At 69.3% G+C, this 13,384-nt stretch carries 9 protein-coding genes; 3 read left to right on the top strand and 6 right to left on the bottom strand.

Features of this window, described 5'->3' with window-relative positions; translation table 11 throughout:
* Positions 1 to 2: 2 nt before the first annotated feature.
* From CEB94_RS31055 to CEB94_RS31080, 6 genes are all read right to left on the bottom strand, one after another.
* Positions 3 to 1,490: a polysaccharide deacetylase family protein gene (locus CEB94_RS31055; protein ID WP_246111963.1), complete on the bottom strand. Its 1,488-nt coding sequence runs from the start codon at positions 1,488 to 1,490 to the stop codon at positions 3 to 5.
* On the bottom strand, positions 1,487 to 2,938 hold the full coding sequence (locus tag CEB94_RS31060; protein WP_175435320.1) for a cellulose binding domain-containing protein: 1,452 nt from the start codon (positions 2,936 to 2,938) through the stop codon (positions 1,487 to 1,489). Before CEB94_RS31060 ends, CEB94_RS31055 begins: the two co-directional genes overlap by 4 nt.
* 162 nt (positions 2,939 to 3,100) lie before the next feature.
* The gene (locus tag CEB94_RS31065; protein ID WP_175435321.1) at positions 3,101 to 5,230 is read right to left on the bottom strand and encodes a 3-hydroxyacyl-CoA dehydrogenase NAD-binding domain-containing protein; all 2,130 of its coding nucleotides are present in this window, start codon (positions 5,228 to 5,230) and stop codon (positions 3,101 to 3,103) included.
* The gene (locus CEB94_RS31070) at positions 5,227 to 6,444 is read right to left on the bottom strand and encodes a thiolase family protein (RefSeq protein ID WP_175435322.1); all 1,218 of its coding nucleotides are present in this window, start codon (positions 6,442 to 6,444) and stop codon (positions 5,227 to 5,229) included. The genes CEB94_RS31065 and CEB94_RS31070 overlap by 4 nt, the downstream gene beginning before the upstream one ends.
* Before the next feature lie 235 nt (positions 6,445 to 6,679).
* Entirely contained in the window at positions 6,680 to 7,714 is a 1,035-nt protein-coding gene (locus tag CEB94_RS31075; RefSeq protein ID WP_175435323.1) for a LacI family DNA-binding transcriptional regulator, read from the bottom strand.
* Positions 7,711 to 10,119: a glycoside hydrolase family 2 protein gene (locus CEB94_RS31080; protein ID WP_175435324.1), complete on the bottom strand. Its 2,409-nt coding sequence runs from the start codon at positions 10,117 to 10,119 to the stop codon at positions 7,711 to 7,713. The genes CEB94_RS31075 and CEB94_RS31080 overlap by 4 nt, the downstream gene beginning before the upstream one ends.
* A 163-nt stretch (positions 10,120 to 10,282) precedes the next feature.
* Here CEB94_RS31080 and CEB94_RS31085 point away from each other — a divergent pair, with 163 nt between their 5' ends.
* Genes CEB94_RS31085 through CEB94_RS31095 form a run of 3 tightly spaced genes read left to right on the top strand, consistent with a single transcriptional unit; the run spans position 10,283 to position 13,373 of the window.
* Positions 10,283 to 11,596: an ABC transporter substrate-binding protein gene (locus CEB94_RS31085; protein WP_175435325.1), complete on the top strand. Its 1,314-nt coding sequence runs from the start codon at positions 10,283 to 10,285 to the stop codon at positions 11,594 to 11,596.
* Entirely contained in the window at positions 11,596 to 12,546 is a 951-nt protein-coding gene (locus CEB94_RS31090; RefSeq protein WP_175435326.1) for a carbohydrate ABC transporter permease, read from the top strand. The genes CEB94_RS31085 and CEB94_RS31090 overlap by 1 nt, the downstream gene beginning before the upstream one ends.
* Positions 12,543 to 13,373 (top strand): carbohydrate ABC transporter permease, encoded by an 831-nt coding sequence (locus tag CEB94_RS31095; RefSeq protein WP_175435327.1) that lies wholly within the window; start codon positions 12,543 to 12,545, stop codon positions 13,371 to 13,373. Before CEB94_RS31090 ends, CEB94_RS31095 begins: the two co-directional genes overlap by 4 nt.
* Positions 13,374 to 13,384 lie beyond the last annotated feature (11 nt).

Genomic DNA, 13,384 nt, shown 5'->3' on the forward strand with positions numbered 1-13,384 from the left:
CCTCAGGTGTAGGAGGCCATGGCCTCCTCGACCGTCAGCACCGGGATGTCCCGGTCGTCGATCGCCTTCATCAGCGTCTCCAGGCCCGCGGTGCCGATCTCGGTGCTCGTCTTGGGGGCGCCGTCGACGACCTTGTGCAGACACAGGATCAGCCAGTCGCCGTTGTTCACGCACCGGTCGAGCTTGCCGCCCGCGCCCGTGAGTTTCGACAGGGCCGTACCGCCGATGCCGGTGCCGTCGTTGATGCCCGTCAGCGCCTTGAGGCGGTACGGCATCGCCGGGGCGAACGACTCGATGGTCTCGGAGATGATCGACCGGGCCGTGGTGAAGTGCCGGCTCGCGATCTGGTCGACCGGGACCCCGTCGGACGTCTTCTGGAACGCGCCGTGCGGATAGGCGAAGTGCTCGCTGGTGAAGCCGTTGGACACCAGCCACTCGCGCAGCTTGCGGAAGTCGTCGTCGGCCTGCTCGGCGGTGAGCTTGGGGTAGCTGGCCGTGTGGACGGCGTTCGCGTACGAGTGGCCCCCCATCTCCCAGCCGGAGAAGTCCTGCATCGACCGCATCTGGCCCAGTGTCAGGAAGCTGCCGGTGCCGATGGCGTCGGCGATGTTGTAGACCGTGCCGGGGAAGCCGAAGCGGTCCATGACCGGCCGGGCCAGGTCGTGGATCGACTTGTGGGAGTCGTCGAAGGTGAGGGAGACGACGCCCTTTGGGAAGACCGAGACGGTGTCCGGTATCAGCTCGACGGCCTGGAGCCGGTAGGTCACCGGACCGCCGGCGTTGTCGTACACGGCGAACGACATGTCGGTGAAGCCGGTCTTCGTGGACGGCTTGCCGCCGGTGCCGATGGAGTACGTGCCGGCCGCCGCGTTGACGTCGGCCCACTGGAGGTGGACGGTCACCCACTCGCCGGACTGGACGTAGTTGGCCGAGGTCTTGGAGTGGACGTGGTGCGTCCAGGCGAAGTGGTTCGCGAGGGAGCCGCTGCCCAGGTAGAAGACGAGCTTGGCCAGGTTCGTCACGTCCTCGACGCGGAAGACGAGCCGGATCATCTTGCCCGTCAGGCTCATCGCCGGCATGCCCGTCTTGCGGACGTAACTCTGCTTGCCGGTGCCGCTCGTGGTCACCCGGACCGACTGGGTGCCGCGGACGAAGACGGACTTGTCGTTCGCCTCGGCCGACGCCGTACCCGCGCCCCCGGGGGTCCAGCCGTGGCCGGACTGGAACTGCTGGGACCAAGTGGCCCGGCGGTACTTGGGGCGGCGGCCGGAGGGGGCGTAGAGGGGAGGCGTGGTGAGGCCTCCGATGCCTGCCTCGGCGGCCGGGGCGGCGGCGGGCTGCGCCACCACCTTGCCCAGCCACGCGCCGCCGCCGGCCATGGCGACGCCTCCTGTACCGCCCATCAGCAGAGCGGAGCGCCTGCTCACCACCGGCTTGTTCTCCGTTGCCTCGGCGGCGTGCCTGTGGGCGCCGGACCGACTGTTCCTCACCGGGACTCCCGAACCGTGTCGAAGTAGTTCATACCCTCGTCGGTGAAGCCCTCGACAGCGGACTGCACTTGCTTCGCCGACAGGGTGTCGTTCGCGTTGTAGTAGAGCCAGTCCACCTTCATGTCCCAGGCGCGGTCGCCCTTGAACGGCAGATCGATGAACCAGTGGTTGAAGTTCACGGACATGTCCGCGCGGGGGGCGTACTTGCCGTTGCTGAGGAAGAGCTTCTTGCCGTCGAGCCAGTAGGCGACGACGCCGTCCTTCACCCTGATCAGCACGGTGTGCCAGGTGTCGAGGCTCTTGTTCGTGGTCTCGTAGACCCGGTCGTTCGTCTTGTGGTCGAACCAGGTCACGGTGTCGAGCTTGGGGCCGGAGCGGCCCCAGCCGCCGTTCGGCATGTACTCGTTGTCCAGCTCGCTGTACTTCGAGCCCTTGCCGCCGATGGTGTAGAAGGTCTGGTTGACGTGGTCGCCGGCGTCCCCGGTGGTCGGCTCGTCGCTGAAGTGGATCCGGGCCGCGTAGGTGCCGTCGCGGAACTTGCTCGCTGCCGTGCCGAGGCTCGCCTGCTTCGTCCCGGCCTTGGTGCCGTCCGTGCTCGCCCGCAGGTTGAGCACCTGGCCGTCGGCGTGGGAGCCCTCGGCGGTGGGAAAGCTGACGCCCTGTGCCGACCAGGTGTTCTCGACGCCCGGGCCGCCCTTGCTGGTGCGGACCAGCCAGCCGTGCTTGAACAGGGCCGGGTCCTTGGGTCCCTGGTAGGTGAAGTCGTCGAACAGCACCCCGGCCGGAGGGGCCGGAACCGGGTCGGGCGCCGAGCCCTTCGCCGTGGCCTTCTTGTCGTCGCTCGCCTTGGTGCCGTCCGGCTCCTCGCCCCAGGCGAGGACGCCCCGCTTGTAGGCGGTGACCTTCTCCGCCGCCTTGTAGCTGGTCATCTCCGCGTCGAAGGAGCGGTCGTCGGACTGCTTCAGCTTCTTGTGGTCGGTGCGGAACAGCTGCAGGTCGATGCCCTTGCTGTTGGCGCCGGGCTTCAGATCGCCCGCGGCGGCCGTGAACCGGACCTCCAGGTAGTGGTCGGCGGTGTCGGTGGGCTTGTCCATCGCGACGATCCGCCCGGCCACGTTCGAGCAGCCGAAGACGACGTTGACGCAGTTGAAGGCGTACGACGAGGGGCCCGCCGCGCCGTCGGCCGTGAACCAGTACCTGAGCGTCACATCGCTCAACGGCAGTGCTTTGTCCGTGTCGTTGAAGATTTCGAACGACGGTTTGGCCGCGGTTGCCGTCGCCGGGGTGTCGGTCCGGTAGCGGACCTTCAGCTCGGGCGGGTCCGGGTTCGCGGCCTTCCACACGGGATAGAGCGCGGTGCCGCCGGCGGCGACGACCGCCACGAGGAGCAGGAGCCTGATCTTGGGCCAGACCCGGCGTCGGGGTGTTCGGCGACGAGGGGACGCCACGCAGGACTCCTTCGAGGACACCCGGCGGTCCGGGGTGGAGACCGTCAGGGTGAGGTAAACAATGGTCGGATTGTGTGAGGATCCTATCTGTGGCGGCATACAGAAAGGGGGGCGGGTGCACGGATTGTTACCGCACGCCCCACCCCCCTCAGAGGTTGCGTGTTACGCCGGGACGCTCGCGACGCCCTGGGCCAGGAACCTCTTGCCGTTCACGCGCTCGGAGACACCCTCGCGGTCCAGGTACGGCGTGATGCCGCCCAGGTGGAAGGGCCAGCCGGCGCCCGTGATGAGGCACAGGTCGATGTCCTGCGCCTCGGCGACGACGCCCTCGTCGATCATGATGCCGATCTCCTGCGCCACCGCGTCCAGGACGCGCTCCCGGACCTGCTCCTCCGTCAGGACGCTGTCGCCCTGCTTCAGCAGCGCGGCGACCTCGGGGTCGAGCTCCGGCTTGCCGCTGTCGTAGACGTAGAAGCCGCGCTTGCCCGCCTCGACGACCGCCTTGAGGTTCGGGGAGACCGTGAAGCGGTCCGGGAACGCCCTGTTGAGCGTCTCGGAGACGTGCAGGCCGATCGCCGGGCCGACCAGCTCCAGCAGGACCAGCGGCGACATCGGCAGACCGAGCGGCTCGATGCCCTTCTCTGCGACCTCGACCGGCGTGCCCTCGTCGATGATGTTCTGGATCTCGCCCATGAAGCGGGTCAGGATGCGGTTCACGACGAACGCCGGGGCGTCCTTGGTGAGGACCGCGGTCTTCTTCAGCTTCTTGGCGACACCGAACGCCGTGGCCAGGGAGGCGTCGTCGGTCTTCTCGCCGCGCACGATCTCCAGCAGCGGGAGGACCGCGACCGGGTTGAAGAAGTGGAAGCCGACGACCCGCTCGGGGTGCTTAAGCTTCGACGCCATCTCCGACACCGACAGCGAGGAGGTGTTGGTGGCCAGGATCGCGTGCGCCGGGGCGACCGCCTCGACCTCCGCGAACACCTGCTGCTTGACGCCGATCTCCTCGAAGACCGCTTCGATGATGAAGTCGGCGTCCGCGAAGCCCTCGGCCTTGTCCAGGACACCGGACACCAGCGCCTTGAGGCGGTTGGCCTTGTCCTGGTTGACACGGCCCTTGCCGAGCAGCTTGTCGATCTCGGCGTGGACGTAGCCCACACCCTTGTCGACGCGCTCCTGGTCGATGTCGGTCAGCACGACCGGCACCTCCAGGCGGCGCAGGAACAGCAGCGCGAGCTGGGAGGCCATCAGACCGGCGCCGACGACACCGACCTTGGTGACCGGGCGGGCCAGGGACTTGTCCGGGGCACCGGCGGGGCGCTTGCCGCGCTTCTGCACCAGGTTGAAGGCGTAGATGCCGGAGCGCAGTTCGCCGCCCATGATGAGGTCGGCGAGTGCCTTGTCCTCGGCGTCGTAGCCCTGCTGGAGGTCGCCGTTCTTGGCGGCGGCGATGATGTCCAGGGCGCGGTAGGCGGCCGGGGCGGCGCCGTGCACCTTGGAGTCCGCGATGAAACGGCCCTTGGCGACGGCCTGGTCCCAGGCCTCGCCGCGGTCGATCACAGGGCGCTCGATCTCCAGCTCGCCCTTGAGGACGGCCGCGGTCCAGATCAGCGACTGCTCCAGGAAGTCGGCGCCCTCGAAGATCGCGTCGGCGATCCCGAGGTCGTAGACCTGCTTGCCCTTGAGCTGCTTGTTCTGGTTGAGGCTGTTCTCGATGATCACCGAGACGGCCTTCTCGGGGCCGATCAGGTTCGGCAGCAGCGTGCAGCCGCCCCAGCCGGGCACCAGGCCGAGGAAGACCTCGGGCAGGGAGAACGCCGGGAGGGCCGCGGAGACGGTGCGGTAGGTGCAGTGCAGACCGACCTCGACACCGCCGCCCATCGCGGCGCCGTTGTAGTACGCGAAGGTCGGCACGGCCAGCTTCGACAGCCGCTTGAAGACCTCGTGGCCGCCCTTGCCGATGGCGAGCGCGTGCTCGTACTCCTTGAGGATCTCCACGCCCTTGAGGTCGGCGCCGACCGCGAAGATGAACGGCTTGCCGGTGATGCCGACGCCGATGATCTCGCCGTCCGCCGCCTCCTTCTCGACCTGGTCGATCGCGGCGTTCAGGTTCGCCAGCGAGGCCGGGCCGAAGGTGGTCGGCTTGGTGTGGTCGTGGCCGTTGTCCAGCGTGATCAGCGCGAAGCGGCCGGCGCCCAGGGGCAGGTCGAAGTGGCGTACGTGCGCACTCGTGACGACCTCGTCCGGGAACAGCTCGGAAGCCTGCTTGAGAAGCTCGGCGGTGGTGCTCACTTGTCCCCCTCGAAGTGCGGGTTCTCCCAGATGACCGTCGCGCCCATGCCGAAGCCGACGCACATGGTCGTCAGGCCGTAGCGGACGTGCGGCTGCTCCTCGAACTGGCGGGCCAGCTGCGTCATCAGGCGGACGCCGGAGGAGGCCAGCGGGTGGCCGAAGGCGATGGCGCCGCCGTACTGGTTGACGCGCTCGTCGTCGTCGGCGATGCCGTAGTGGTCGAGGAAGGCCAGGACCTGGACGGCGAAGGCCTCGTTGATCTCGAACAGGCCGATGTCGGAGATGGACAGGCCCGCCTGGGCCAGCGCCTTCTCCGTCGCCGGGATCGGGCCGTAGCCCATGACCTCCGGCTCGACGCCCACGAAGGAGTAGGAGACCAGGCGCATCTTGACGGGGAGGTCGTGCTCCCGCGCGAAGTCCTCGGAGGCGATGAGCGAGGCGGTGGCGCCGTCGTTCAGACCGGCCGCGTTGCCGGCGGTGACCCGGCCGTGCACACGGAACGGGGTCTTCAGGCCGGAGAGGTTCTCCAGAGTCGTGCCCGGGCGCATCGGCTCGTCGGCGGTGACCAGGCCCCAGCCCGTCTCACCGGCCTCGGGGGAGGTGCGGCGTACCGAGATCGGCACCAGGTCGGCCTGGATCTTGCCGTTGGCGTACGCCTTGGCGGCCTTCTCCTGGGAGCGCACGGCGTACTCGTCGGCGCGCTGCTTGGTGATCTGCGGGTAGCGGTCGTGCAGGTTCTCCGCGGTCATGCCCATGAAGAGAGCCGACTCGTCGACCAGCTTCTCGGAGACGAACCGCGGGTTCGGGTCCACGCCCTCGCCCATCGGGTGGCGGCCCATGTGCTCGACACCGCCCGCGATGGCGATGTCGTAGGCGCCGAAGGCAACGGAACCGGCGACCGCGGTGACGGCCGTCAGGGCGCCGGCGCACATGCGGTCGATGGAGTAGCCCGGGACGGACTGCGGCAGACCGGCGAGGATCCCGGCGGTGCGGCCGATGGTCAGGCCCTGGTCACCGATCTGCGTGGTCGCGGCGATGGCGACCTCGTCGATCTTCTTGGGGTCGAGTCCGGGGTTGCGGCGCAGCAGCTCCCGGATCGCCTTCACGACGAGGTCGTCGGCACGGGTCTCGTGGTAGATGCCCTTCGGGCCCGCCTTGCCGAACGGGGTGCGGACGCCGTCGACGAAGACGACGTCCCTGACGGTACGAGGCACGATGGCTCTCCTCCAGGGTCAGGATCTGCATTGCTGCTGCGATGCGCTGAGCGCGCGCTCAGGACCCATGCTACTTATGAGTAACGTAGCTGCACAGTCCTGGCGGGGGGAGCGGTGAAGGTCACATCTCCGGTTGGCGCGGCGCCCCCGCTGTCAGGGGCGCGGGGCCGTGTCGATATGCGGCTCCGCCGCGTGGGTGCGAGCAACCCACGACACCCACTCCCTCGTACGGCCCCTACCGAGGCGGCGCTGTGGATCCCCGAGGCGTCAGCACCGGTGTGGGGACAGCATGGGACCCGCCCTCACCCCCGGTGATCACCGAGAACAAGGTCCTGGCCACGTCCGCTCCAAAACCGTGCACGTCATGACTCATCGCCGACAGGGTCGGGTGCGTCAGCCGGCACAGCTGCGAGTCGTCCCAGGCCAGCAGCGACACGTCCTCCGGCACCCGCAGCCCCATCTCCGCCGCCACCGACAGCCCCGCCACCGCCATGATGTCGTTGTCGTACACGATCGCGGTCGGCCGGTCGGCCGACGACGCGGTCAGCAGCGAGCGTGTCGCCCGCGCCCCCGCGTCTCCCGAGAAGTCCGTCGCGACCTGCCACGCCCCGGCCAGCGCCAGGGCTCCCGCCGCCTCGTCGAACGCCGCCGTCCGGATCGTCGTGTGACCGAGGTCCGCCGCCCCGCCCACCCGGGCGATCCGCCGGTGCCCGAGGGCGGCCAGATAGCGCACCGCCTCCGTCACGGCCGTGGCGTCGTCCGTCCACACCGATGTGAGCCCCCCGGTCAGGATGGGATGCCCGACGGCGACCACCGGCATCCCGAGCCGCTCCGTCATGGCCACCCGCGGATCGTCCGCGCGGAAGTCGACGAGGATCGACCCACCGATCTGCCGCCCCCGCCACCACGCCTCCTGGACGCCCACCTCCTCGTCGATGTTCCGTACGAGCCTCAGCAGCAGCGAGCTGGAGTGCTCGGCCAGCACGCTCTGCACGCCGGAGACGAACTCCATGTACCAGGGCTCGAGCCCCAGCACCCGCGCCGGCCGGCACACGGCCAGCCCCACCACGTCCACCCGCGATCCGGCCAGCGTCCGCGCCGTGAGGCTCGGCGACCAGCCCAGTTCCCGCGCCGCGAGGAAGATCCGGTCCCGGGTGGCCTCCGACAGCCCCGGCTTGTGGTTGAACGCGAGGGACACGGCACCCTTGGACACACCGGCGCGCGCGGCGACGTCCTTGATGGTGACGCGAGGGGTCGGCGTTGCCGTCATCGGGTGGGCTCCACGCAGTACAGGGCCGAACGGGCGGTCTTCGCGTCCGGAGTCTTCCAGCCGCGCACCCCGATGGTCACCTCTTCTCCCGGCAGCAGTGTGACCAGCCCCTTGTCGGCCCGCGCCCCCGGCTCCAGCCGGTCGGCCTGGAGCAGCAGATCCCGGACCAGGGTGCGGGCCGTCACCGTGATCCCGGCCGGGGCCGGCGCGACCTCGAACCGCGGGGCGGGGTAGGCGACGTCGCGGTCGGGCACCGGGAAGTGCAGCGCCCGCAGCCCTCCCACACTCTCGGCTTCGCCCGAGCGGGGGGACCCCCACGCGTCGGCGACGAGGAACTCCTTCGGCCCGACGGGCGTCAGCTCGCGCGGCACCTCGACCCGCGCCACGGTCCTCGCCCCCGCCGCCAGTTCCACGTCCGCCTGCCCCAGCACCTCACCCTCGACGGACATCCGCCGCAAGGTCAGCGGGCTCGTCCAGTCCCGCGCCGCCTGATTGACGGCGGCCAGCACCAGCCTGCCGCCCGCCGCCCCCTGAACCGTCAGCAACCGGTCCGCGTACAGCCGCTTCAGCTCGTGGTACAGCGGCTTCTCCCGGCCGTCCCCGTCGATCGCCGCCCAGGACGTCACCGGCCAGCAGTCGTTGAGCTGCCAGACGATCGTGCCCGCGCACACCGGCCAGTGCGCACGCCAGTGCTCGATCCCGGCCGCGACCGCCCGCGCCTGATTGAGCTGCGTGAGGTAGTGCCACCGGTCGAAGTCCCCGTCCGGCACGGCGAAATGCCGCTCGAGCCCCCGCTCCAGCTTGCCGTTGCCGTCGTCGGCCTTCTGGTGGTGCAGCATGCCGGGGGAGTCCGGCGCGAGCTCCTCCCCGGGCAGGGCCCGGCGCAGCGTGGCGTACGCGGGTGGTGCCTGCCAGCCGAACTCGGCGACGAACCGCGGCACGCTCAGCCGGTAGTCCGCGTAGTCCTCCCGGTTCCACACCTCCCACGAGTGGTGGGTGCCGTGCGCCGGGTCGTTCGGGTGGTGCCGCCAGGACCCGGACCAGGGGCTCCCCGCCGTGTACGGCCGGGTCGGGTCCAACTCGGCCACCACGCGCGGCAGGACGCCCAGGTAGTAGCCCTCACCCCAGGAGTCCCCGGCCAGCCGGGGCTCCCACTCCCAGTCCCGGAAGCCCCACAGGTTCTCGTTGTTGCCGTTCCACAGCACGAGCGAGGGATGCGGCATCAGCCGTACGACGTTCTCCCGCGCCTCGGCCTCCACCTCGCCGCGCAGCGGCTGCTCCTCCGGGTAGGCCGCGCAGGCGAACGGGAAGTCCTGCCAGACCAGCAGGCCGAGCTCGTCGCAGGCGTCGTAGAAGTCCTCGCTCTCGTAGATCCCGCCGCCCCAGATCCGTACGAGGTCCACGCCCGCGCCGGCCGCCTGCTCCAGCCGCTCCCGGTAGCGCTCGCGGGTGATCCGGGACGGGAAGACGTCGTCGGGGATCCAGTTGACGCCCCGCGCGAAGAGCCGCTCGCCGTTGACGACGAGGGTGAAGCCGGTGCCGTGCGCGTCGGGCCGCCGGTCCAGCTCCACGGTCCGGAAGCCGATCCGCCGCCGCCACACGTCCAGGGCGTCGTCGCCGTGCAGCAGTCTCAATTCGACGTCGTACAGCGGCTGTTCTCCGTACCCGCGCGGCCACCACAGCTCCGCGTCCGGCACCCGCAGCCGTACGACCCCGCCGGCCCCCTCGATCTCGGCCCGCGCCCGCACCCCCGCGACGGTCGCCTCCACGGCGAGCGGTGCCTCGACCCGGGTCCGCTCGACCTCGACGGCCAGCTCGACGACGCCCGCGCCCTCCTCGACCGTGACCAGCGGGCGGACCCGGGCGATCCGGGCCGTCGACCAGTGCTCCAGGCGCACCGGCCGCCAGATCCCGGCCGTCACCAGGGTCGGCCCCCAGTCCCAGCCGAAGGAGCAGGCCATCTTGCGCAGGTACTGGTACGGCTCGGCGTAGGCGGCGGGCCGCTCGCCCACCCGGCCCCGCATGGCCTCCGCCTCGGCGTAGGCGGAGACGAACCGCACGGACAGCCGCCCGGACAGGCCCGTCACGTCGAACCGGTACGAGCGGTGCATGTTGCGCACCTTCCCCAGCAGCCGCCCGTCCAGGGAGATCTCGGCGACGGTGTCGAGCCCGTCGAAGACGAGGTCGGTCTGCTCCTGCCCCCACGAGCCGCCGATCTCCCGCTCGTACGTCCACTCCCGGCGCCCCACCCACGCCACCTCGGTCTCGTTCCGGCCGAGGAACGGGTCCGGGATGACCCCGGCCGCCATCAGGTCGGTGTGCACGCACCCGGGCACGGCGGCCGGCAGCGTGTCCGAGTCGTGCCGCAGGATCCATTCCTCGCCGAGCGGTGTCGCCTCCAGCATGCGCACTCCCTTAACCGGTTCAGTGAAGAGTCGTGTGACGGTTTCACATCGTTGGCGGGATTGGGACTTTACCGGTTGAGCGCGCACTGCCAGAGTTCCGAACCAGCCATACCGCACGTGCTCGTCCGTCCCGAGTTCCCCTCCGCGAACGGAGCTGACGCACATGAACCGCCGTACCTTCCTCGCCCTCGCAGTGGGCGCCGCCCTGCTGGCCTCCGGCTGCACCGGCACCGGTGGCTCCTCGAAGGGCGCCGACGCCGAGGCGCCCGACGATCCCGCCAAGGTCGACGGAACCATCACCGTCCTCACCCACCGGACCGACCTCGTGCAGGACGGGACGATGAAGAAGTACGCCGCCGAGTTCAACAAGACGTACCCGAAGGTGAAGGTCGAGTTCGACGGCATCACCGACTACGAGGGCGAAGTCAAGATCCGTATGAACACGGAGAACTACGGCGACGTCCTCATGATCCCCGCGGTGATCCAGAAGAAGGACTACCCCAGGTTCTTCGCCTCGTTGGGCAGCCAGGAGGAGCGGAGCAAGAAGTACCGCTTCACCGACTTCACCGCCGTCGGCGGCAAGGCCTACGGCCAGAGCCCGCTCGGCGCGCTCCCCGGGTTCATCTACAACAAGAAGGTGTGGAGCGAGGCCGGGATCACCGACTGGCCCACGACACCGGCCGAGTTCCTCGCCGGCCTCAAGGCGGTCAAGTCGAAGACCGACGCCATCCCCTACTACACCAACTTCAAGGACAAGTGGCCGCTCAGCCAGTGGACGGGGGTCAACGGCTCGGTCAGCTGCGACGAGCAGGCCACCACCAGACTGGCCGAGGGCAACCCCTGGGCCGAGGGCGCCGATCTGCGGGTGGCGGACACGCTGCTGTACGACATCGTGCACGAGGGGCTCATCGAGAAGGACCCGACGACCACCAACTGGGAGGCGTCCAAGCCCAAGCTGGCCAAGGGCGAGATCGCCACCATGTGGCTCGGCTCCTGGGCGGTCATCCAGATGCAGGGCGCGGCGAGGCAGGCCGGCGCCGACCCGGACGACATCGGGTTCATGCCCTTCCCCGCCCAGAAGGACGGCACCTTCTGCGCGGTGACGTCGCCCGACTACAACCAGGCCGTCAACATCCACTCCGAGCACAAGGAAGCCGCCCGGGCCTGGATCGACTGGTTCACCGAGAAGTCCGGCTACGCGCAGGACAACCTGGCGCTGTCCCCGCTCAAGGACGCCCCGCTGCCCGGTGTCCTGAAGCCGTACGAGGAGGCGGGCGTCAAGCTCCTCGAACTCGACGACCGCAAGGGCGCCGAGGTGAAGACCATCGAGAACCAGTCCGAGGTCGGCATCAACAAGCCCGACTACCGCCAGGAACTCGTCGACATGGCCCGCGGCGCGAGGAAGGGCGACCCGGACGACTACCTGGACGGCCTCGGTGAGAAGTGGACCGAGACCCAGAAGTCGCTGGGGTACTGATGACGGGCACGACCGAAACGGCGGCCGTGAAGGCCGCCGCGGGGGCGGCCGCCGCCCCCACCCCGGCTCCCGCCCCGCGCCCGGCACTCCTGTGGCGCGGGGCCACCCCCTGGCTCTTCCTGCTCGCCCCGCTCGGCCTCCTGATCGTCTTCACCTACGCGCCGATCGCCAACATGGTCGCGTACAGCTTCACCGACTGGGACGGGGTGAGCCCCGAGCTGCACTACACGGGCACCGAGAACTACGCCGAACTCTTCACCCGCTCCGAGCTGTTCGAGGTCTTCTGGGTCAGCGGCTACTACCTGGCGGCGTCGGTGTTCCAGATCGTGGCCGCGCTCTACTTCGCCACGATCCTCAGCTTCAACGTCCGCTTCCGGAACTTCTTCAAGGGCGTGCTGTTCTTCCCGTACCTGATCAACGGCGTGGCGATCGGCTTCGTCTTCCTCTACTTCTTCCAGGACGGCGGCACCCTCGACTCGGTGCTGAGCCTGTTGGGCGTGGAGACCGACCGCGCCTGGCTCTCCACCCCGACGTCGGCGAACACCTCCCTCGCCGCCGTCTCGGTCTGGCGCTACCTCGGCCTGAACTTCGTCCTCTTCCTGGGGGCGATCCAGTCGATCCCGGGGGAGTTGTACGAGGCGGCCGAACTGGACGGCGCGAACCGCTGGCACCAGTTCCGCTACATCATCGCGCCGGGCATCAAGCCGGTCCTGTCCCTCACCGTGATCCTGTCGATCTCGGGCTCCCTGTCGGTCTTCGAGATCCCGTACATCATGACCGGCGGCGCGACCGGCACCGAGACGTTCGTCATCCAGACCGTGAAGCTGGCGTTCCAGTTCAACAAGACGGGGCTCGCCTCGGCGGCCGCGGTCGTGCTGCTGCTGATCGTCCTGGCGGTGACCTGGGTGCAGCGGCGCCTCGCCCCCGACGACAAGGTGGACCTCGTATGACGCGCCGCGCGGTGACCCGCGTCCTCATGTACCTGTCGCTGATCGCCGCGACCGCGGTGGTCCTGCTCCCGCTGGCCGCCGTGCTCCTGACCTCCCTCAAGTCGGAGAAGGAGATGGCCGACGGCAGCGGAGCGCTCGAGTTCCCCGGCGACCCGTTCCACTTCGACAACTACGTGACGGCGTTCCAGGACGGGCGGATGCTCTCGGCCTTCGCCAACACGGCGATCATCCTGGTCGTCGCCATCGGCGGCACGGTCCTCATCGGCTCGATGACGGCCTACGCCATCGACCGGTTCCGGTTCCGCTTCCGCACGTCGGTGCTGGCCCTGTTCCTGGTCGCCGCGCTGGTCCCCGGCGTGACCACCCAGGTGGCCACCTTCCAGATCGTCAACAGCTTCGGCATGTTCGACAGTCTCTGGGCGCCGATCGCCCTCTACATGGGCACGGACATCGTCTCGATCTACATCTTCCTGCAGTTCGTCCGCTCGATCCCGGTCTCCCTGGACGAGTCGGCCCGCATCGACGGCGCCAACGCCTTCACGGTCTACCGCAAGGTCATCTTCCCGCTGCTGAAACCGGCGATCGCGACGGTCGTGATCGTGAAGGGGATCACCGTCTACAACGACTTCTACATCCCCTTCCTCTACATGCCCTCCGAAGATCTTGGCGTGATCTCGACGTCGCTGTTCCGCTTCAAGGGCCCCTTCGGCGCCCACTGGGAGACGATCTCGGCGGGAGCGATCCTGGTCATCGTCCCCACTCTGGCCGTCTTCCTGTTCCTCCAGCGGTTCATCTACAACGGTTTCACCCGGGGGGCCACGAAGTAGCCGGCCCTTCG

Origin of the sequence: Streptomyces hawaiiensis, assembly GCF_004803895.1 — a bacterium.
GTDB classification, from domain to species: Bacteria; Actinomycetota; Actinomycetes; order Streptomycetales; family Streptomycetaceae; genus Streptomyces; species Streptomyces hawaiiensis.